This is a genomic window from Deltaproteobacteria bacterium GWC2_55_46 (assembly GCA_001595385.3).
GTDB lineage: Bacteria > Desulfobacterota > GWC2-55-46 > GWC2-55-46 > GWC2-55-46 > UBA5799.
Genome location: LVEI03000001.1, coordinates 1 through 20,605, shown reverse-complemented (window position 1 = coordinate 20,605; position 20,605 = coordinate 1). Strand labels below are relative to the sequence as shown.

Annotated in this window: 23 protein-coding genes and 1 pseudogene; 6 read left to right on the top strand and 18 right to left on the bottom strand. The window is 51.9% G+C overall.

The window, feature by feature from the left end; all coding sequences use genetic code 11:
• Nucleotides 1-30 precede the first annotated feature (30 nt).
• Both A2V21_300120 and A2V21_300115 read left to right on the top strand, forming a co-directional pair.
• Nucleotides 31-1,350 (top strand): GTPase, encoded by a 1,320-nt coding sequence (locus tag A2V21_300120; GenBank protein ID OIJ72796.1) that lies wholly within the window; start codon nucleotides 31-33, stop codon nucleotides 1,348-1,350.
• A gap of 17 nt (nucleotides 1,351-1,367) precedes the next feature.
• The gene (locus A2V21_300115; GenBank protein OIJ74982.1) at nucleotides 1,368-2,195 is read left to right on the top strand and encodes a hypothetical protein; all 828 of its coding nucleotides are present in this window, start codon (nucleotides 1,368-1,370) and stop codon (nucleotides 2,193-2,195) included.
• 6 nt (nucleotides 2,196-2,201) lie between these two features.
• On the opposite strand, the gene A2V21_300110 is transcribed toward A2V21_300115, so the two are convergent.
• The 3 genes from A2V21_300110 to A2V21_300100 form a co-directional block, all read right to left on the bottom strand.
• Nucleotides 2,202-2,618 carry a hypothetical protein gene (locus A2V21_300110; GenBank protein OIJ72795.1) on the bottom strand — a complete coding sequence of 139 codons (417 nt, stop codon included), beginning with the start codon at nucleotides 2,616-2,618 and terminating at the stop codon, nucleotides 2,202-2,204.
• A 93-nt stretch (nucleotides 2,619-2,711) separates the two neighbouring features.
• On the bottom strand, nucleotides 2,712-4,586 hold the full coding sequence (locus A2V21_300105) for an alpha-amlyase (protein ID OIJ72794.1): 1,875 nt from the start codon (nucleotides 4,584-4,586) through the stop codon (nucleotides 2,712-2,714).
• A gap of 183 nt (nucleotides 4,587-4,769) precedes the next feature.
• Nucleotides 4,770-5,000: a hypothetical protein gene (locus A2V21_300100; GenBank protein OIJ72793.1), complete on the bottom strand. Its 231-nt coding sequence runs from the start codon at nucleotides 4,998-5,000 to the stop codon at nucleotides 4,770-4,772.
• Between the two features lie 126 nt (nucleotides 5,001-5,126).
• Between A2V21_300100 and A2V21_300095 the strand changes: the two are divergent.
• Nucleotides 5,127-5,577: pseudogene (locus A2V21_300095) on the top strand (hypothetical protein).
• A 312-nt stretch (nucleotides 5,578-5,889) separates the two neighbouring features.
• Here the strand turns inward: A2V21_300095 and A2V21_300090 are convergent.
• The 13 genes from A2V21_300090 to A2V21_300030 form a co-directional block, all read right to left on the bottom strand.
• A complete protein-coding gene (locus tag A2V21_300090; GenBank protein OIJ74981.1) occupies nucleotides 5,890-6,099 on the bottom strand; it encodes a hypothetical protein in 210 nt (69 codons plus the stop codon).
• 151 nt (nucleotides 6,100-6,250) lie between these two features.
• The gene (locus A2V21_300085; protein OIJ72792.1) at nucleotides 6,251-7,336 is read right to left on the bottom strand and encodes a hypothetical protein; all 1,086 of its coding nucleotides are present in this window, start codon (nucleotides 7,334-7,336) and stop codon (nucleotides 6,251-6,253) included.
• Between the two features lie 170 nt (nucleotides 7,337-7,506).
• Complete coding sequence (locus tag A2V21_300080; protein OIJ72791.1) at nucleotides 7,507-8,013, bottom strand: hypothetical protein; 507 nt, start codon at nucleotides 8,011-8,013, stop codon at nucleotides 7,507-7,509.
• A 6-nt stretch (nucleotides 8,014-8,019) separates the two neighbouring features.
• The gene (locus A2V21_300075) at nucleotides 8,020-8,544 is read right to left on the bottom strand and encodes a hypothetical protein (protein OIJ72790.1); all 525 of its coding nucleotides are present in this window, start codon (nucleotides 8,542-8,544) and stop codon (nucleotides 8,020-8,022) included.
• Nucleotides 8,544-9,080 carry a hypothetical protein gene (locus tag A2V21_300070; GenBank protein OIJ72789.1) on the bottom strand — a complete coding sequence of 179 codons (537 nt, stop codon included), beginning with the start codon at nucleotides 9,078-9,080 and terminating at the stop codon, nucleotides 8,544-8,546. The genes A2V21_300075 and A2V21_300070 overlap by 1 nt, the downstream gene beginning before the upstream one ends.
• 1 nt (nucleotide 9,081) lies before the next feature.
• Nucleotides 9,082-9,912: a hypothetical protein gene (locus A2V21_300065; GenBank protein ID OIJ72788.1), complete on the bottom strand. Its 831-nt coding sequence runs from the start codon at nucleotides 9,910-9,912 to the stop codon at nucleotides 9,082-9,084.
• Between the two features lie 2 nt (nucleotides 9,913-9,914).
• Nucleotides 9,915-11,627 (bottom strand): pilus assembly protein PilB, encoded by a 1,713-nt coding sequence (locus A2V21_300060; protein OIJ72787.1) that lies wholly within the window; start codon nucleotides 11,625-11,627, stop codon nucleotides 9,915-9,917.
• Nucleotides 11,624-12,817 carry a hypothetical protein gene (locus A2V21_300055; protein ID OIJ72786.1) on the bottom strand — a complete coding sequence of 398 codons (1,194 nt, stop codon included), beginning with the start codon at nucleotides 12,815-12,817 and terminating at the stop codon, nucleotides 11,624-11,626. Before A2V21_300055 ends, A2V21_300060 begins: the two co-directional genes overlap by 4 nt.
• Nucleotides 12,818-12,839: 22 nt before the next feature.
• Nucleotides 12,840-13,325, bottom strand: a complete 486-nt coding sequence (locus A2V21_300050) for a hypothetical protein (GenBank protein ID OIJ72785.1) — start codon at nucleotides 13,323-13,325, stop codon at nucleotides 12,840-12,842.
• Nucleotides 13,300-13,725 carry a general secretion pathway protein GspG gene (locus A2V21_300045; GenBank protein ID OIJ72784.1) on the bottom strand — a complete coding sequence of 142 codons (426 nt, stop codon included), beginning with the start codon at nucleotides 13,723-13,725 and terminating at the stop codon, nucleotides 13,300-13,302. The genes A2V21_300050 and A2V21_300045 overlap by 26 nt, the downstream gene beginning before the upstream one ends.
• On the bottom strand, nucleotides 13,658-14,131 hold the full coding sequence (locus tag A2V21_300040) for a general secretion pathway protein GspG (protein ID OIJ72783.1): 474 nt from the start codon (nucleotides 14,129-14,131) through the stop codon (nucleotides 13,658-13,660). Before A2V21_300040 ends, A2V21_300045 begins: the two co-directional genes overlap by 68 nt.
• A 9-nt stretch (nucleotides 14,132-14,140) precedes the next feature.
• Nucleotides 14,141-15,985, bottom strand: coding sequence for a hypothetical protein (locus tag A2V21_300035; GenBank protein OIJ72782.1), 1,845 nt, complete (start codon nucleotides 15,983-15,985; stop codon nucleotides 14,141-14,143).
• Between the two features lie 172 nt (nucleotides 15,986-16,157).
• On the bottom strand, nucleotides 16,158-16,343 hold the full coding sequence (locus A2V21_300030) for a hypothetical protein (protein ID OIJ72781.1): 186 nt from the start codon (nucleotides 16,341-16,343) through the stop codon (nucleotides 16,158-16,160).
• A 616-nt stretch (nucleotides 16,344-16,959) separates the two neighbouring features.
• Between A2V21_300030 and A2V21_300025 the strand changes: the two genes are divergently transcribed.
• The 3 genes from A2V21_300025 (at nucleotide 16,960) to A2V21_300015 (ending at nucleotide 19,061) form a co-directional block, all read left to right on the top strand.
• Nucleotides 16,960-18,180 (top strand): hypothetical protein, encoded by a 1,221-nt coding sequence (locus tag A2V21_300025; protein OIJ72780.1) that lies wholly within the window; start codon nucleotides 16,960-16,962, stop codon nucleotides 18,178-18,180.
• Between the two features lie 144 nt (nucleotides 18,181-18,324).
• Nucleotides 18,325-18,603, top strand: coding sequence for an addiction module antidote protein, HigA family (locus A2V21_300020; protein ID OIJ72779.1), 279 nt, complete (start codon nucleotides 18,325-18,327; stop codon nucleotides 18,601-18,603).
• 92 nt (nucleotides 18,604-18,695) lie between these two features.
• Complete coding sequence (locus A2V21_300015; GenBank protein OIJ72778.1) at nucleotides 18,696-19,061, top strand: hypothetical protein; 366 nt, start codon at nucleotides 18,696-18,698, stop codon at nucleotides 19,059-19,061.
• Here the strand turns inward: A2V21_300015 and A2V21_300010 are convergent.
• Together A2V21_300010 and A2V21_300005 are read right to left on the bottom strand one after the other, a co-directional pair.
• Entirely contained in the window at nucleotides 19,058-19,822 is a 765-nt protein-coding gene (locus A2V21_300010) for a transposase (protein ID OIJ74980.1), read from the bottom strand. The two genes, A2V21_300015 and A2V21_300010, sit on opposite strands and share 4 nt — an antisense overlap.
• Before the next feature lie 83 nt (nucleotides 19,823-19,905).
• A complete protein-coding gene (locus tag A2V21_300005) occupies nucleotides 19,906-20,172 on the bottom strand; it encodes a transposase (GenBank protein OIJ72777.1) in 267 nt (88 codons plus the stop codon).
• Nucleotides 20,173-20,605 lie beyond the last annotated feature (433 nt).

Genomic DNA, 20,605 nt, shown 5'->3' with positions numbered 1-20,605 from the left:
GTAAGCATACATGCTTTCAAATTGGGGCCTATGAGGAAACGTATCATAATAATGGGCGCCGCGGGACGGGACTTCCATAACTTCAATTGCCTTTACAGGGACGACCCGGCAAGCGAGGTAGTCGCCTTCACCGCCGCCCAGATACCTTTTATCCATGACAGGAAGTACCCCCCTTCCCTTTCCGGCCCGCTCTACCCGGACGGCATACCAATCTATCCGGAAGAAAAGCTCCCGGAGCTGATAAAAAAATACCGGGCCAGCGAGGTAGTCTTCTCCTACAGCGACGTATCCCATGAATACGTGATGCACAGAGCGACGCTCGCGACGGCGCTTGGCGCGTCGTTTGTGCTCCCGTCGCCTGAAGAGACGATGCTCAAATCGTCGCGCCCCGTCATCTCGGTCTCAGCCGTGAGGACCGGCTGCGGAAAGAGCGGGGTCACGAGATATATAGGGCGAACTCTCCTTGAAGCCGGTAAAAAGCCGGTGGTCATCCGCCATCCCATGCCATACGGCGACCTTGCCAGACAGCGCCTCCAGAGGTTCGCCTCTACAGCCGACTTCAGGAAAGAGCGGTGCACGCTTGAAGAGATAGAAGAGTACGAGCCTCTTGTGGTTGCCGGGCTTGTCGTCTACGCCGGGGTCGATTACGCGGCCGTTTTAAAAGAGGCTGAAAAGGAAGGCGAGCTGATCATCTGGGACGGAGGCAACAACGACCTGCCCTTCATAACGCCTGACCTCGAGCTTGTAGTGGCCGACCCTCTAAGGCCAGGACATGAACTCTTATATTATCCGGGCGAGACGAACATGAGGAGGGCCCGCGCGGTGATCATAAACAAGGCGAAGGACGCCCCCGCCGCCTCGATAGAGCAGGTCATCAATAACACGAAGGCGCTTAACCCACAGGCAGCGATCATAAAGACATCCTCAGAGATAACCGTCGAGAAAGAGATAAAGGGAAAAAAAACCCTTGTCATAGAGGACGGCCCGACCCTCACCCACGGCGGCATGACTTATGGCGCAGGGATAATTGCGGCCCGACGGTACGGCGCCGACACGGTCGACCCAAGGCCCCATGCCGTCGGCACCATCAAGGAGACCCTGGATAAATACCCCGGGCTCGAAAAGCTCATCCCGGCGATGGGATACTCGGAGGAGCAGAAAAAGGAACTCGAGGATTCGATAGAACGTACGCCCTGCGACATCGTCCTCATCGCGACACCCATCGACCTTTCAGCGATAATCCGGATAAAGAAACCTGCCGTAAGGGTGCGCTACGACATAGCCGAGATCGACCCCCCGGGGCTTAAAGGCCTTGTGCTCGATTTCACCGATCAGCTGGGGCTTAAGTGAAAGGTATACTCCTCGTCCTGGCAAAAAGGTATATCGCCGGAGCCGAAAGGCAGGACGCGATAAGAACAGCCCTCGCGCTAAACGATATCGGCATAAAGGCCACTATCGACAACCTCGGTGAGAACGTAAGGACGCCAGCTCAGGCAGCCTGGTCGGTTGCGGAGTACCTCGATCTTTTGAAAGATATAAAGGCCTCCGGAGCAGACTCACAGATATCACTCAAGCTCACGCACATGGGCCTGGACATTTCTCCTGAGCTTGCCATAGAGAACCTTGAGACCATCGTGAAGAAAGCCCGTGAGGACGGGAATTTCGTACGCGTTGACATGGAAGGGTCGAAGTACACGCAGGCAACTATCGACATATTCCTCCAGCTCCGCAAAAAATATCCTAACATCGGCGTGGCCCTGCAGAGCGCCCTTAAACGGAGCGTCGACGACGCCAGGATAATAACCGCTGCCGGGGGGAGCATCCGCATTGTCAAAGGCGCGTACAAGGAACCCGCCTCTATCGCCTTTAAGGACAAAAGGGAGGTATATACCAGCTTCGAGGAGATAATGAAAGGGTTGTTGCTCACTGCCACCCGCCCGGCAATCGCCACCCATGATGAAAGGCTCCTGGACGTGGCCAAAAAGTTTGCCGATGAGAATGGCGTCTCAAAGAGGTCGTTCGATTTCGAGATGCTGCTGGGAATAAAAAGAAGCCTTCAGAGGGGGCTTGCCAGGGAGGGCTACAGCGTGAGGGTCTATGTGCCCTATGGCAGGGAATGGCTGCAATACACATTAAGGAGACTGGGGGAACGAAAAGAGAACGTCTGGTTCGTCCTCAAGAACATATTCGACTGAACGCCTTTACTCCTCCCCTCCCCTTCTCCTCATCTTCTTTTTTACGCTTACCACAGTCTTGGCCTTAAGCCGTCTTTCACGGGAGCCGGCGGTGGGCCTGGTCTTGATCCTGCCCTTGGGCACATGGGCAGCCTTCCCGACAAGCTCTACGAGCTTTTGAAGGGCCTCTGCCCTGTTACGCTCCTGGCTGCGGGAATCCCGGGCGATTATCACCACATCCCCCTCGATGGTCATCCTCCGCCCAGCTATAGTCTTGAGCCTTTCTTTCACATACTGCGGCAAAGTGGAGGCGGCTGCGTTGAACCTGAGCTGTACGGCCGTCGAGGCCTTGTTCACGTGCTGGCCGCCGGGGCCGCTCGCGCGGATGAACTCCCAGTTAAGCTCGCTTTCATCGAGCCATACATTTTGAGCCACCTTTATCATGCAGCGAGTTTACACCAGCGCAACTTCACGCACAAGACACAAAAAAAGCCGCGGGTTTGCGCCGCGGCTTGATTGAGCGATTATTCAGACTGTTTACGTCCCTATGGTCCATACCCTCCCGTAGTTCGGAGGGATCGGAAACTGGATCTCTGCCCCCTCATGTATGTTCATCAGGTTTATGTCCGCCCCTTCCCTGCCATGCAGTTCTTCCGTATAATTGCCGCTTATGGGGAATGTGAAGGGCACGGTCTGCTCGGTATCGCTAAAGTTTAGCGCGGTGAGGCTGAAGGTGCCGTTAGTCTTCCTTGAGAAGAGGAGCACCCCGTTTGAGATGTACCTGTCGTCGTTATAGAAGAAATGCTCGCCTGCCCTGAACTGGGCCCCACGGCTGCGTAGCCTTACGAGCTTTCTTACGAGCGCCACAATGCTTTTGCCGACGTCGTCATAGAAGTACTCCCACCTCATGGGACGGAATGTCGCGACCCTGCCCCAGCCCTGGTCGGGCACATTATAATTCTCTCCGAACTCCTGCCCCTGCCAGAGCATCGGTATACCCTTTGCCGTGAAAAGGCCGATAAGGTATGGCTGGAGCTTGAACCACAGGTTCCTGTCTCCCTCGGCAAGAAGCTCGTTGCCGTTCAGGAAGGTCTTGAAGTTGCAGATGAAGCGGGCGTGGTCGTGGTTCTCTATGTACTGGACCGCGCTCTTCTTTATCCTGTCCCCGTTATACGCGACCTCGTCAGGATAACCTATTAGCCCGAACTGCAATCCGAGCCTCCTTAACGCCTCTGCGCTCCCCCTTGCTACCCCCTCTGCCGCGCCGAGTGTCTCGTTCTGCCAGGTGCAGTTCGAGTAGGTCCTCTCGACGACCTCCCTTGGCCCTTCGAGCTGTTCCGCGCACTGTATGAGGTTGATCGCGCCTTCGTTAGACGTGAACCTCTGCCAGTGTCCATGAGCGCCCTTTGACTGCACCGTCTTGTAGGTCTCGTAAGTAAGGGCGGCGTACCCTGTGCCGAGCGGGCCGTCCCACCACTCAGGGACGCAGTCGTAGCGGAAGCCGTCGACATGGTAGCAGTCGAGCCAGTGGCAGTTGACGGTATAGAAGAAGTCCCTGGTGAAGCTTCTTCTGAAGTCCGTGCTCTCGCCGAAGTAGTCCTTGGCGAAATGCCCGATAAAGGGGTTCTCCTGGTAGCCGAGCCTCTTGTAGACGTACGAATAGGGGAAATGCTCGCTGGTATGGCCGTAGACCGAGTCCATTATGACGGCCATCCCCTTATTGTGCGCCTCTTCAATAAGCCTCTGCATGTCCTTCCTCTTCCCGAACCTCTCGTCCACCCCGAAGAAGCCTATGGGGAGATAGCCCCAGTCGACCTGGTTGGCCACGTTGGATACCGGCATGAGCTGGAGGCAGTTTATCCCCAGGTCGCGGAGATAATCCAGGTGCGCTATCGTCTTGTCGAGGTCGCCCCCGAACTCGCTTATGATCAGCTCATAGAGGACCAGGTCGTCAAGCTTCGGCGTTTTCCACCTGGACTCGTTATCGCTCCACTGGTGGTGCCTGTACCCCAGGGTAAAGGCCGAGAGTTTGCCTACCCCGAACTCCCTTGCGAACGGGTCTATTATCCAGTCTATGTGGCGGTCGTGCTCGGTAGCGGCATTAGGATTCTCAAGGAGGTACCTGTAAACGTACCGGCCCTCGGTACCCCAGGCCGAGTTCTGATGCGGCCTCGAATCGGTATTGATCGGGACCTGGACAGACCAGTAGTCGCCGTAATCAGGGTCAGGCGTATGCCTCATCTCGAAGACGAGAGGCTGTATCTCCTGCAGAAACTGATCATTTTCGTGTATTACCTTCACCCACAGCCTGTGGCCGTTAGCTGGCGAGACCCACGGCAGAAAGATACCGAACTGCACAACTCCGCCTTCCAATTCCCTTGTTCCAAGCTTCTCAAGCGGCAGTAGCCTCATAGGTTCCTCCTTTCAGATAGCCTTTTCTGGCCCTGACAGGGTCTTTTTATTAAGTATAGCAGAGGTTTGCAGGAAAACCCTTTGGCGAGGCATTACTGATCAAGATGACGAAGAACAAAAACCGCGAACAGGGCTGAAAAAGCTGGCGGGAGCGGCTTTTTTCTGGAGCCTGCCAAATGGTGTTTAACCCTTCTCCATCATGGTCAGCTCCCATTCATCGGTCTCCTTGTCGAGCCTGATTATATAGGTGCATTTATCGTCAGCCCTGAGCTTGAAATACTCCGTGCCCTCGCCCTGCCATCTGTCGAGCACCTCCTCGACATCAAGGGTCTTTCCGCCTATGGTAAACGAAACAGGCATCTCCTCTGTTTCGTATCCTGAATACGTATTGACCGTTATCGTTATCCCTTGCATGAATTAAGTCTACACTATTTCCTTGTAGCCTGCAGACTTGGCGCTTGAACGTACTTGGAAATTGATCTAAGCTCATAATAAGCGATTTGCGAAGTGCTGCCGGTCAAAACTTAAGGAGGTGGACCTATGGAGAACAGGGAGATAGCAAGGGAATTAAAATCACTTTGCAAGCTCGACATAGACGCTTATTTCGCTTATACGGAGACCTTCCGCCACATCGACATAGCCAACGTTAAAAGGAATATAGAGCGCTTCAGGGAAGACCATGAAAAGCATATAAAGGACCTCTGAGGCGATACAGTCGCTTGGAGAGAAGGCCCCGGAATTTTCAAGGGACTTGAAGGGGTACATCCTTGATGTCTTCACAAAGGTCCGGAGCTTCACAGGGACCGAAGGCGCGCTGAAGGCGTTGAGAACAGGCGAAGAGACGACCAACAGGCGCTATGGAAAGGCCGTAACGATGGATTTTCCGGACAGGATAAAGACGCTTGTGGACAAGAACTACAGGGACGAGCAGCTCCACCTTAGCTACATCGAACAGGCGCTAAAAGACCAGGTCTGGAAAAAAGCCGCCTGAGATTTTCACCTTCCCATTGAGCGGCAAAGCGATATAGATTTGCTTTGCCGCGCCTTGCCATAACCGGGGGTGTCTTCCTCACGCTTGCCCGGCGCTCGGCGTCTTCGAATCCTGCTACAAATAAAAACATCCGTAAACCCATCGGGCTTACGGATGTTTTTTTATTAAAGCACTAAAATGCATTATATCTTCAAAAACACACAAGTCACTTCAGTAGCTTTTGGCTCAATTTTGCAACAATTTAACAAAACTGGCCGCTGTCTCTCAGGATATACAAACATTTTTTGTTCAAAAACAAGCAGGCGTCTTCACTTATTTCAAACCCCTGAACTCTCCTGTCAGTTCGACCTCGACAGGGTAGCCATCAAGCTCTCTTGGGATCTTTTCCTGCTCAGGGGCCTTTTTGGCCACATAGACCTTTATGCAGGGCCTTTTTCCGCAGATCCCTTCCGCTACCCCGACTACGCCTTCCACGCTCATCAGTTTTTTGCCGTGTTTCTTAAGGGCATCGTTTATTGTCATGGCAGTGTGCATACTGCTGTCCCCGGTCTGAACCGTGCCCCGGAGGCCGGAGCACGAAGAGGTTGCAAATAGAAAAAAGCCTATAACCGGAAGATAAAGAAAGGGTAGCCATCTTTTAATAGCTGCCCCTTCCCACTGACCGGAAGGGCCCTTACCGGCCATCAATGGTCACGCCAAAGCTCGAAAGCACCGCGTCTATAGGATTGGCTATCCCGTATTGCCCGGAACTATTTCCGGCAAAGAGCAGGCCGACGGGGTTAGGTACCGGGTCGTTTACGAGAAGCGAACCTGAATCCCCAGCTTTAATGAATGCCCTGTTTGAGTGTACGATTATCTGATTCACGAAAGTAGCGTTGCCGGCTGCTCCGTAATTGACGATGATAGTGGCGTTTATTCCGCTTATTATTCCCTTGGTGAGGGCCGTCGTGCGCCCGTACTTCTGGACAAACTGCCCCAGCACGGCGGGCGCGGTCGCGGACATGGGGACCCCGTAGCCGTTCTGCGGGGTAGAGTTCCCTAGCATGGAGGTGGTCGTCACGGCCAATGCCGCGTCGATGGTGTTCTCGCCTCCGTAGTTGATCGGCACAAAGTTGGCCAGGTTGCCGATGACGTTCACCTGGTCGTAAGTGCAGCTGGTATCATAGAGGCCCGGCTGGAGCACCTGGCTCCCCAAGGGGGCTGAATTGCTGTCTGCGTATACATGATTGTTGCTCAGTGCGTAAACGTTTATCGCGTCCATGACCCGCGCGCCAATCGTGCCGGATGAGCACTCGCCGGCATTGCCGGTGGAAACCCCTATGGGCACGGGCCTCGCGAACCTGACTGCCGGGTTGATCTTACCAGGCGCCCTCATCGCGGAAAAATCGCCGCTGACTTTGATCACGACAGGTATTCCGTCGAGACTGCCCGGTATCGCACCCGGAGCAAGGAGCTTTTTAGAATAGACCTGAATGGCGGGTTGCCCCTCATCGTTTATTCCCACCGCGATTCCTACTACGCCCTGCACAGACATGAGCTGCTTGGCACGGCTGTTCTGCACGGCTATGGCCGACAGGATACGGGCGTTGGCCTTGTCAAAAACCTCTATGCTGGCATTTGCGTCTGAGCCTGCCTGGACAGGATAGGAGAGCTTCGCCTCCATCATGCCGATATCGCTTGATGCGCCCCTGGCGAAACACTCAGACGAGAAGACAAGGGCCAGAACGATGACCAGATACTTGAGAACGGCCTTTCTCATAGCTGAACCTCCTGTTTTATAATTCCAGGTCCGGATTGGAAGCAAAATTGTAATACCAAAAAACAACCAGTACCAGACCCTCCTACATTCAATACACTAATTCAGCCAAGAATGCAAAAAGACATTTCAATTATTCGCCGGTCTTAGTGGCTGTTCATTGTCAGCGTGCTTTATTTGACCGGTATCTGTATAACCGCCTTCTCTCCTGTCTCATTATTCAGCAGCAGTATCGTCTCGTTTGAAATATTTTCCACGACAAATCTTCCGTTGATGGCATCGCCTCTCTTGATCGTATAGACCTCTCCAGCTTTCGAGATAAACGCGGTCTTGCTGGCCCGGTTGTCAAGAAATCCCATAAACTTTACCTCTGAGGCAAAGACCTGTAGTTCAGAGGCCGGCGGAGGCACCTGTACTGGGGGAGGCACCACAGCAGGCGGCTTCAATTCCGCAACCTTCTTGCGTACCGGAATATCGGCAGGGCTGAATATATTCCTCTTAGTTTCTTTGAATGATTCTCTCTCAATATCCAGAAGGCCGAGCTTGAGCGAGGGCAGGCGTTCGCCTCCTCTTTTCTGAACTGGTTTCGGCTCTGATTGCCTCAATGCGGAGAGGTTATAAAAGACGACTCCCCCGAAGCAGATCAACATGATTATGAGAATAGCTTTCTTATTATCCATTATCTTTTACCTGTAATAGACAGACATCCTTAGCTTTAGGACTATCCTGCTATCGCCAGCCTTTCCGCTTGCAAGGTTGACCTCGTCTATGGCAATCGGGCGCCTGCTTGTCTCGATATCATATAGAAACTTTTTGATGTCCTTATAGCTGCCTTCTACCGGAAAAGCAAAAGAGTATCTGGAGAACGAGCCATCCCTGCTTTCAGGACTGTAGTCAGCTGAATGGACTACGAGGTCATGCTGCCTCGCAGATTGAAAAGTCTCATCCAGGATACGGGTCAGGTCCTTTGATTCAGGGAGGCCATTTATAAAACTTTCAGTGCGAGCAACGTCGTAAAGGCCGGAACCCTTGCCGGAGACCGCGGCTCTAAGCTCCCCTGCCCTCATTTCGAGCTCGGCGGCTTTAATTTCCTGGCCCTTAAGGACTGTGCCGCTGAAGATAAAATTCGAGATGATAACGACTATTGCGACTGCAATCGCAACGTGCGCAGGCCTGAGGCTTTTTCCATTTTCAGAACGGGAGTGTGCCATCAGCTTTCAAGACTGTACTGTGCAGAGATATTGAATATCAAGGGCCCATTTCCTTTTTGAGAATGATTCAGGAGTATTACTTTTTTGAATCTACCCGATTCCATTTTGTCTATGGCCTTAAGTATGTCATCAAAATTTCTCGCAGAGCCGCTTATGGTTACACTCGATTGTTCGAAATCCGGGCTTATTTGCAATAAATAGACGCTGTTGGGCAGGACCTCTTCAAGCTCTGAAAGAAGACCTGTCCAAGAGAAGACTTTTTTTTCTACGAAGCCGTTGATGTAATCGACCTGCCTTTTGAAAACCTTTATGTCCTGTTCACTGTTCAGGACAACTTCCCTGGGAAGCTTCTCTTCAAGAGATTTGACCCGTCCAAAGATCACTTCGATATAGGCCCTGTTTGTGATGTATGAATTCAGGTTTGAAATGGTAAGCACAAAGGCTATAATCGACGCAAATACCGCAATCGCTGGCGAGGATATGCTGCCATTCCTTTTTCTTGTAGTCAGATTTATATCTATCCTGCGCACGTTCATATTAAAGGCATGCCCCTGCGGCGGCCAGGAGGTCCAATCCCCTGCCATTCCATCCAGTTGTAATAGAGAACGCGCCAGGGCCAGGCGATTCTATAGGCGCCGGGACTGAATCTCGTGTCAGGTCTGAAAGTCGCCCGGACTCATCTATAAGATAAATCTTTGATATGCTTTTGCCCTGGTTCCTTCCGCAATAAAAGGCGAAGGACGCCGCCGTCTCTCTTTTCACATCAGCGTCATCCGTGACGGATTTGCACCTGTAAAAATCTATTGCTCCTCCGTTGAAGACTATGACCGTGATGTAATCCCTGAACCTGATCACTACTGCCGAATCGCCATCGGCCGAGAGCAGGTTTATTATGTTGAGGGAATGAGTGCTGACCCTTTCTATTGAATGCCCCTTTTGGCAGATATTTTCTTCAATCACTTTGATGATATCTCGTTTTGCGGCAACGCAGAGCACCTTTTTACGAGTACCCTGCCCAAAGGCCTGAAAAGAAAGCACATCCTCATCAGGAGCTGAATCCATCTCACTTTTGGCCCTCGCACGGACTATCTCAAGGACCTCCTTCTTTGATGACGGCAGTTCCTCAAAATCCATGACTACTGTCCTTGCGAGCGTGTCGGGAATTGAGATAGAAATCCTCCGGCTCCGAAACCCTGATGCTGTAAGCGCTTTCTCCAGGCCTTCTTTCAAGAGCTCGGGGCGATTAAAGTCCAATCCCCTCTGGGTCCTCCACGTGCCAAGGATCTGCGGCTTACTTTTCCCTTTCACTTCAACGCCGGCGACGGAATCGCCACCTATGTAAAATCCCGCCCTTTTTAGCTGAAACATTTTCACTCCACGAATGTGACCCTGTTTATCTCTCGCAGGGTGGTCTCGCCGGAAAGGACCTTCTCGATCGCCGATTGCCGCAAGGTCTTCATGCCGCCCTCGACTGCTTTTTTCCTTATCTGGGAGACCGGCTCCTTGCCGGCTATCATGTCCCTTATCTCATCCGTAAGGTCCAGAACCTCGACTATGGCCTTCCTGCCCTTGTACCCGGTATTGTGGCATTCAGGGCACCCTGTACCTTCGTATAGGGTGTACTCGCCATACTTGGCAGGAGCCATGCCCGATTCCGCGAGTACAGAGGGACCAGCCTCCGCCTTCTTCCTGCAGTTAGGGCATATCATCCTTATGAGCCTCTGGGCGAGTATGCAATTCAGAGCCGACACGAAGTTATAAGGCTCTATGCCCATGTGTATGAACCTGCCGATGACGTCGAAGACATTATTCGCGTGGACAGTGGTAAAGACCAGGTGGCCGGTAAGGGCCGCCTGTATGGCAATCTGGGCTGTCTCAGGATCCCTTATCTCGCCTACAAGGACCTTATCCGGGTCGTGCCTAAGGATTGAGCGTAGCCCCCTTGCAAAGGTAAGCCCCTTTTTCTCGTTTACCTGTATCTGCACTACACCGCGGAGCTCATACTCGACCGGGTCCTCTATGGTTATAATCTTGTCCTCTCCCGTGTTTATCTCCGAGAGTGCCGCGTAAAGGGTAGTAGTCTTGCCGCTTCCGGTAGGGCCCGTGACGAGCACCATGCCATAGGGCTCCCGTATCATCTTCCTCATCCTGGCAAGCTCTATTTCGTTGAAGCCCAGGCTGTCTAGCTTAAGATCATCGAACTCATCTCCTATATGCTCCTTATCGAGTATCCTTATTACCGCGTCCTCTCCATATACGCTCGGCATTATGGACAGCCTGAAGTCAATGGCCTTTCCCCGAAGCCTCACCTTGAACTTGCCGTCCTGGGGTATCCTCCTCTCGGAGATATCGAGAGAGGCCATTATTTTGAGCCTCGAGATGACGCTCGGGCTAAGAGACTTTTCAATCGGGTCCATGACCCTGTGGAGTACGCCGTCTATCCTGTACTTAACAACCAACCCCTCCTGGCCGGTCTCAAGATGTATGTCACTGGCCCTCTTCTGTATGGCGTCATACAGGACTGTGTCAACGAGCTTTACGGCTGGGCTCGCATCAGATACCCTCTCAAGACTCAGAACCTCATCTTCATTCAAGTCAGTATCCTTGAGATTCTGACCTGTGGTGCCCACCGCCTCGCTTAGCATCTTTTTCGAACCCAGGCCCTTGATGAGCTTGTCGACTCGGCTTGGGGCGGCAATCACTATGATCCCGGGCTTGCCGCCCCCTTCCCTGATCCTCCGCTCTATCCTGTCCAGTGTCACAAGGTCGGTAGGATCTGACACGGCCAGAACCGAAGCGTCTCCCTTCCTTACCGGGATGAGTCTTGCCTTATGGAGCATATCGGACGGTATCTTCTCCAGAACGTCATTGTCGATTTCAGCGCCGTCGATGTCCATGAACTCAAGCCCGTATTGCTCGGCCAGGGCAGCAACCAGCTCGTTTTCGCCTATCAACCCGAGCTTGCGACAGGCGTCTCCGAAGCGCACACCATGCTCTTTTGAGTACTGAAGCGCTCTCTCTATGTCCTGGTCAGAGATGCTACACTTAAGTACGAGTATCTCCCCTATCCTCTTCAATATCAGATCCTCGCTCCAAGCTGGAATATGGGCATGTACATGAGGACGACTATCGCGCCTATTATAAGACCCATGATGATCATAAGGGCAGGCTCGATGAGCTTGGTAAATACCTCAACCCTGTGCTCGACCTCCTGGTCGTGGAACTCCGCTATCTCCTCGCACATGGCCTGGAGGCTTGCGGACCTCTCGCCGGCCGTGAACATCCGTAGAGTTATCTCAGGCATGAATCCCGTCCCTGCCATCGCCTCAGAAGCCGAGCCGCCCTCCTTGACCTTCCTGACAGCGGATTCTAGCTTTTTTTCAAGAACGGAGTTGTCGAGTACGCCCTTTGACATAGCCATTGCCTCCGGGAGCGTTATCCCCGACCTTAAGAGCATCCCAAGGGTACGGGTGAACTTGGAGACAGAATACCCCTTGTAAATATCCCCTATTCCCGGGGCTCGTAATTTGAGCCTGTCTAAAAGGGCCCTGCCTGAACTGGTTCTGAAATAATAGAAAAACAAAAAAAACAGGATGACCATGGCCGGCGGAAAAAATAAAATATTACCCTTCATGAAATTGGATAGGGCCATAAGGGCTCGCGTGCCAAGAGGGAGCTCAGCGCTTGAGTTCATGTATGCGCCCGCGAACGATGGCACCACATAAGTTATGAGGAACGCTACTACCAGAAAACTCGCCCCGGCGAGTATCAGCGGATACGAAGCTGCGGATATGACCTTCTTCTTGACAGCCTCCATCCTCTTCTGGAACTCTATAAACCCCTTTACTGAGGGTACCAGGTCCCCTGTCCTTTCCCCCGCGGCTATGGTCGAAACATAAAGAGACGTAAAGACAACCGGATGCGCTCTTAGCGCTTCTGAAAGCGGTTTTCCTGACCTGAGGTCCTTGAGGACCCTTTCAAGGACTGCTGAAAGAACCTGGTTGCCGGCACTCTTCATCAATGTCTCCAGGACCTCAACAAGCTGAAGCCCTGCCTTGAGGAGGGTGAGAAAGCCATGGTTGAATACAAGGAACTCGCTATTGGAAATCCGTCTTCTTATGCTAAGCCAGGAAAGACCTCCTGAACGCACATCTAAAGGGACGAGCCCCTCTTCCTCGATCCTGCTCCTGGCCTCCTCAAGGGTCGAGGCCTCGACCTCCTTAAGAAAGACTTTCCCGTCCAGAGTTCCTGTCCTTACCTTATATCTGGCCATTTCCCTTGATATTCTCCGAAACTCAGTTCTTCTTTATGACTTCCTGCGGCACAAAGACGAAAAGCCATTCACCATAAGAGTGTCTATCCTCGAAGCCTTTGAGCTCGAACGGAAACCCTTTTTTCTTTATGGGTTCAGCTTCGCTTGCGCTCCTTAAACCCATAATACCCCCGTCAGGCGCCTTTATGATCTCCCAGCTCGCTTCGCCTGTCATAGGGTCGGGATAAACCCTCCTCAAATAACGCTTTGCCACCGGGTATCTCGGGTCCTTAACAAGGTCCTCAAGACTCCTGGGGTATGAATTCGCTCCCGGGCTCTCGAAGTAATACCTCCCTATCGCCGCCCTTATCTCCCGGCCCCTGAAGATTAGCTCATCTTCCTTATCCCGCTGCGCCTCAACGCTCCAATACTTTCCGGCAGCGCCAGCAGCCAAGCCCATGACTGTTATCATGAACAGAACAGAAAGGTATGTGAAACCCTCCTTACCATTCACTGTAGGCGACTCCATTGGTGCCAACAAGGCGGCTTCCGCTTTTTACGTCGTATACTCCGGGGTCTCCTTCAACAGGTATCTCTATCCAGGTCTCGTCCGAATTGGTAAACGGGTCAACTGGCACTGAGCGGATATATTTTTTATTCGAGAGTTCGCGGAGGCTTTCAGGGTAAGCTCCATTATCCGCGTAGTGCTTGTCTATGGCCTCCCTGAGCTGGTATATATCTTCCTTCAGCACCGCCTCTCTGGATTTTGTCACTGAGTTCTGATAGAGCGGCACGGCAATTCCAGCAAGTATGCCAATAAGCGTCATCACTATCAGCATTTCTATGAGAGTGAAGCCGCCTTTACCAGTCTTTGTAATATGTGCCGTCAAGCGCCTGCTCCTCGCTCTTTGAATATATATCAAATACATCGTCGCCTTCCTGCGGGTCATCAGGCGGGCTCTGGTAGCTTCTCAAGCCCCACGTCTCCTCAGGCGCGGTGTCCTTGACCTTGCTAATAGGGTCGCGTGGAATACGCCTGAGTAGAAATATCTTCCGCCCCGATTGCGCTGAAGAGGCATCATCGATCCCTTCGACAAGTATATTCAAGTCCGGCGGATAACCAGACTCGCCAACGCTCTTCTTAATCTTCCCTTCGTCCCAGGCCCGCTTGTAATCGTCTATTGCTGTCCTTATCATGCGGAGGCTCTGCCTTAATTCAGCCTCTTTTACCCGTTTTGAAGAGATCTGAGATAAAGGCATTATGACTGCCGCGAGAATGGCTATTATGGCGACCGTTATTACAAGCTCGATATAGGTGAACCCATTCCGTGCCATAAAACGGCCTTATGGTTGAGGAGGAGGCATAAGAGGCTGAGGCGGGGCAAACTGTTCAGGCATCTGCATCGGGCTTGGCTGATATGGCTGGCCTGGCAGCGCGGTCTGTTCGCCTGAATAACCCTCAAGGACAGGCCTTGCGGACGGGAACTCGTCCCTTCCGGACATGAAGCCCTTTACCGCTTCTTCAGGGATCTCCATCTGCCTTATGACATGCGGCGTAATGGAAAGCAGCACCTCGGTCTTGATAGCGCTATCGTCCACGTTGGAGAAAAAACGTCCAAGTAAAGGCACTTCTCCAATGATCGGTATCCTTGCTGTGGTCTTTCTCTCTTCGTCACTTATAAGCCCGCCGAAGACCTGCGTCTCGCCGTCCTTGAGGCGCAAGACAGTCTCGGTATTCCTCGTTCCTATCTGGTATGCAACGCTGCCGGTTGAAGTAATCGTCTTTGTGCCGAGCGCGCTTACCTCAAGGGCGAGCTTTATGTCTATCTCATCGTTCTGCCTTACCGTAGGCTCTACGGAAAGCTTGAGACCTACATCCTGATATTGGATGTTCTCGGTTGAAACGCCCTGGTTCACTGTGGTGGTTATGATAGGCACACGGTCGCCTATGTGTATCTTTGCCTTGCCGTTGTTCTTGACCCTAATACGGGGGTTGGCTAACAAGTTTGCATCAAGGTCCTCTTTTTTTATGTTCAGAATTGCGCTCGGCAGGCTTATAAGCAGTTCCCCGCTGGAAAGGGTGCGGAGGTCTCCGAGGCTGATCGTGCCGCCTGTAGTCGGGACGCTGGCGGTTATTGTATCAGGCGAGAGGTCTATGCCGAGCTTGGACGCCTTTGTCCTGTTTATCTCGATTATACTCACTTCCAGCATGACCTCTGAATCGGCCAAGTCGATTGAATTTAGCACCTTCTGGGCCAGCTCTATTACATCAGGCCTTGCCCTTACCATTATGGCGTTGAGCTCTTCATGGACGACCATATCCCTGGCCCTGATCATTGTCCTCAATAGGTTCACGGTCTTCTTTGCGTCGCTGTTTGAGAGGTAGAATACCTTGATCATCAACTCCTCATATTGAGCAATCTTCTGAGGGGTCGCGGGGTAGATTATAATGGTATTCTCGTTTGCGACCTTTTTACCGAACTTGCCTGTAACAAGGAGGAGATCGAGCGCCTGCTGGAATGTGGCGTCTTTTAAAAAGACCGTAATCCGGTCATCCCTCACATCCGGGTCGAACATGAAATTCATGCCGGAGAGCTTCGATATCACTTCAAAAGCCTTCTTTACCCCGGCGTCCCTGAACTCAAGCGTAATAGGCGCGGTTGACTTCAAGTCCAGGTCAAAACCGTCCATTACGAGCTTCTGCTGGCTGTTTAGCTTTTCAATTTCTATTAAGGCTGCCTGGTTTTCAGGGTTTAGAGAAAGGGACTTCCTGAACGCTGCCTTTGCCTCGCGTTCTTTGCCATTGGTGAGCGCCTCGATCCCCTTGCCGTTATAATAGAGGGAGTCCATGAGGCGCTTGGCCTTGTTCATCGACGCGCGGGCCTTATCAAGCAACGGCTCCAGGAGAAGCGCGGCCTGGAACTCAAGTAAAGCGGCATCATGATTGCCCTTCTCAAGGTGCTCCTCACCCCTTTTATGATGTATCTGCGCAGCCTCGAACTTTGCCCTGTTGTACTTGATCTTATAGGCGAGATTGGACGGGTCTTTCTGGTACAGACCGCGATACATGAGGGCGGCCTCGTCCCACTCGCCTGAGGATGCCAGCTTGTCTGCGTCATGAGCCAGCAAGGCGGAAGAGCATCCGGTAAATAGGACAACTACCGCAATCAGCCCTATGAATTTTACCAAGTGCAAAAAACTGCAAGAAATATTCTTTTTTGCTTGAACCGAAATATCCACGGAGCACCTACCATCTCATCGCGTCTATAACAATCTCACAAACTAAGAATTGTCTTTTACTGTTGGCGTCAACAACTTACAAAAAAATATTTTTCTTCAACTGTTTTTTCATCAAGATATATCATACCTTCCATATGCCTTCAAAGCCTTTCATCCCAAAGGAAGGGTCCATGCCTTTCATCAATTTCCCACCGAAGCCTGGAGTAAGCTCAAGCCAGAACCAGACACGAGTGTGCTTTTCACCTTTGAATGCATGAGTCGCAGAATCCTGCTGCTGACCTATAGTATTTATCCAGACTACGGACACCGTATATTCCCGCTCTTTCAGATTTTTGAAATCAGCATGTATATAAACCTTTTCCCTGCAAAAAAAAACTCTCTGTCTTCTCGACTCCGTTCAAATCCCTGCTCATGAAAACATTATCATCTTGCGCAAAAACAGTATTGCCCATTATTAAAAGACAACTTACAGTTAAAAAAAGACATATTACAATACATCTATTCTTATGAAATTTCATGCTATTTCTCAGGAGGGTCTGAATTCATGTGGCTGGAGCCTAATCACTCACTCCAGCCAGTCCGGTTATGTAACGTGGATAACAGCTGTCTTTTCCAAGAAAAAAGGGGTTACGGAAACTCCGTAACCCCTTGATTTAACTGGTCGGGGCGAGAGGATTCGAACCTCCGACCACTAGCACCCCATAATAATGTTTAGCACTTTCACGCCTTTTCAACTTCCCTCACCACACCCCATAAAACCCTTGACATAACACCTAGTTAAGCCTATTATTCTATTCAGAGCTATTCAGCCGGACACGCTGTTATTCGTGTTAAAGTGTATACCAGTTGTAGACCAGTTTCCGACCACTACCTACCTTGAGAAATGCAAGTGGTCGGAGTAACGCTCAAAAAGGGGGGATAAAATGCTCACCGACCTGAAGCTAAAACGCCTCAAAGCCGTAGACGGGGAACGCCGGATAGAATGGGATAGGGGCGGCCTGGGTGTACGAATAGGAGAGCGGAAAAAGACATGGGTATTTTTGTATAGCTTCGGCGGCAAGCGCCCCATGATGGTCCTGGGAGAGTATCCCTTAATGAGCCTTACGGAAGCTCAGTCAAAAGCAAGCGAAGCCAGGGTGAAAGTCAAAAAAGGAATTGACCCCGCTTCGGAACTGAAGATAGAAAAGGCCGCAAGACAGGCCGCTCCTACCTTCGAGGAAATGCTTGATGAATTTTGGAATGAGGAATTGAGCAAACAGAAATCCGGCGCGGATAGGCGGCGGCTCATACTGAAAGACGTTATCCCTGTATGGGGGCGGCTCAAGGTGAAGGATATTAAGCGCCGTCATATCGTCATCCTCTTGGACGAAATTAAACAGCGGTCCATGTCTACCAGGAACCACGTCCACGGCGTACTCAGTAGATTATTTAATTTCGCTGCCGAGCGCGGCGTTATCGAGCATAGTCCCTGTAATGGCATACGGAAGCCCTCAGAGGAATCCAGAAGCCGGGTACTAACGGATGATGAAATCAAACTGGTATGGGCTGTTCTGGACGTAAACAATAAGAAGGTAGATATATATCGAGTAACGAAATTGGCCTTGAGGATGATTTTACTCACCGGACAGAGGCCGGGAGAGGTTGCGGGTATGGCATGGGATGAGATAGAGGGCGATGTTTGGACGATACCACCGGATCGGTTGAAGACAGGGAAGAAGAAAGAACCCAAGTCCCACAAAGTCCCGCTCTGCCCCATGGCCCTTGAGACGATAGAGGCTGCCAGAGTTTTGTCAAGCGACTGCCCTTATGTTTTCAGAAGCTCATACAAAGAGAAATCGCCAGTCTCCAGGGCGGCCCTATCCCGCGCCGTTGTCCGGCATTTGGAAACTATGGGCTTGAAAGAAGCCTTCACCCCGCACGACCTCCGGAGAACTTTGAGAACACGGCTTGCCGAGCTTGGTATTGATGACATAGTGGCCGAGAAGGTAATCGGGCACAGTTTACAGGGGATGGCGGCAGTCTACAATCAGCATGGCTATGACAAGGAAAAGCGGTCGGCCCTTGAAGCATGGGAGCGACGGCTCAGGTCGATAGTGGGGCTCGATAAGCCGGAGAGGGCTAAAGTCATAAGGATGGAGAGATAGGCCACGAAAAAAGGCTCACGAAGAAGGAGATAAAAGAGATTGAGGCCCATACCTGGACGGTAATGGAGAGTTATATGCAGGTTTGAAGGCAAGGACGCCTTAGAAGTAGATTATCTGGACTACCATTAGAAAGGAGACAAGACCATGATGCACAATCTCCCTCACCCCGGAGAGGTTGTAAAGAAGCTCTGCATTGACCCCCTGGGGCTTTCCATAACCGGGACGGCGAAGGCCCTGTGCGTAAGCCGTAAGACCCTTTCCGAGATAGTGAACGGGCGCGCCGGTATAAGCCCTGAAATGGCCGTGAGACTATCCATAACCTTCGGCACCGCATCGGAAAGCTGGCTCACACAGCAGATGCAGTTTGACCTTTGGGAGGTAAAGCGGAAGAAAATAAAGGCCAAACAGCTGAAGGCCGCTTGAGGGATAGACAGTTTCCCGGCATAGGTTGACAAACAGAAAAACCGCGACCTTGGCGCCTTGGCTGGGTTTTCAAACAAAAGGAGCTTGAGACGATGCAGACGAGAGACACCTCCCAGACTTTTTTTCCGCTTCCAGGGCTAAAGCGCGAAACAGACCGCTTTAAGAAATTGCTGAAGATAGCAGGTCCAAGGGACCATATACTTATAAAAGGGCCGAGGGGAAGCGGCAAGAGCTATTTCACACAGGTCTATCAGGAACGCTACAAGAAAGAACTTGAAAGGATAAATTGCGCTAACCTTCCACCCTCCCTGCTTACAAGCGAATTGTTCGGACATATGAAAGGCGCATTCACAGGCGCGGATGTGGACAAGTACGGGCTTGTTGTAGCGGCTCATCGGCAGGGAAAGGCGCTATTACTAGAGGAGATAAACAGCTTGGATCGTAAGCTTCCCTATTAGGTAGACAGTTTTAAAGTAGAGTTTCCGGCGTTGTTTTGGCGATACTCACACGGCGTCAGATCTCCCAAGGCGTCATGAGGACGGCGCTCATTGTAACCGATCCTCCAGTCATGGGTGCCTTCGCGCACCTCGCTGAGGTTACGAAACAAGTACAGGCTAAGGAACTCTTCACGGTACGTGCGGTTGAACCTTTCGACATAGGCGTTCTGGTTGGGCTGGCCCGGCTGTATGTACCGTATCGTCATCCCGACCTGCTCTGCCCATGCCACGAAGTCGCCGCTTAGGAACTCGGGGCCGTTGTCGACCCGCAAAGTCTCCGGCAGGCCACGTTCGGATTTAAGCCGCTCAAATACCCGGATGAGCCTCTTACCGGTAATCGATGTGTCTATCTCGACGGCAAGGCATTCCCGGTTGAAGTCGTCGATTACGTTAAAAGTACGGAACCGGTTGCCCGAATAAAGCGTATCACACATGAAATCCGCTGACCAGACCTGATTCGGCTGTTGCGGCACAAGCAAGGGTTGCTTGACGCGTTCTGGCAACCTTCTCCTGGCTCTGCGCTTCTGGTTCAGCCTGAGAGCGCAGTAGACGCGATATACCCGCTTGTGGTTCCATGGATGGCCCTTGCGCCTTAGGGCTTTGCGACACTTCCAGAAACCCCAGCGCGGATGCCGCTCTATCAGGGCGTTTAAAACCGTGATGACCTCGGCGTCGCGCTCAGACGCGATAACCGGTGTCCGGTAATAGGCCGCCCGAGACAGGCCGATGCAACGGCAACCACTGTGCACCGATAAACTGTGCTCGGCAATCAGATACGTAACAGCTTCACGTTTCTCAGGCGGCCTTAAAGTTTTTTTTCGATCAGATCCTTCAAGGCGCGGTTCTCAAGGGCCATGTCGGCATACATGCGCTTGAGCTGATGGAGTTCCTGCTCCATCTCCTTCATGCGTCTTAAATCGGATGCTTCCATGCCGCCGTACTTCGACTTCCAGTTGTAGTACGTGGCGTCCGAGATGCCGTGCTTGCGGCAGACCTCCTGGACGGGAACGCCGGACTCCGCCTCCTTGAGCACGGCAACGATCTGAGACTCGGTAAAGCGAGACTTCTTCATACGAACCTCCTGGCTCCTTATTTTGCCAGAAAGCTCTACTTATTACATGTCTACTTTTAGGGGAAGCTTACGAGCACTTCCGCATACAGGGCAGGAAGAAGTAGTACAATACGGTCGATGAGATGCAGGCCGATCTCGACAAGTACCTCAAGTACTACAACAACGAGCGTACTCATCAGGGCCGGAACATGAACGGCAGGGTCCCTTACAAGGCCTTCATCGACGGCCTGCCCAAACCCAAAAAAGAGGAGGTGAAGGAAAACAAAAAAGCACTTAAACAGTAACCCCGCCAGGGGGCGGCACTGTCAGGTGAATACTGTCACTGTACATCTCTACTATACAAAAACTATACACTTCAATACCGCTCGCCCCTTGCGTTCGAGCAGTCAAAAGTAGCTTAACTGTGTGTCCGAAATTTCGGGGGAAGATCAAT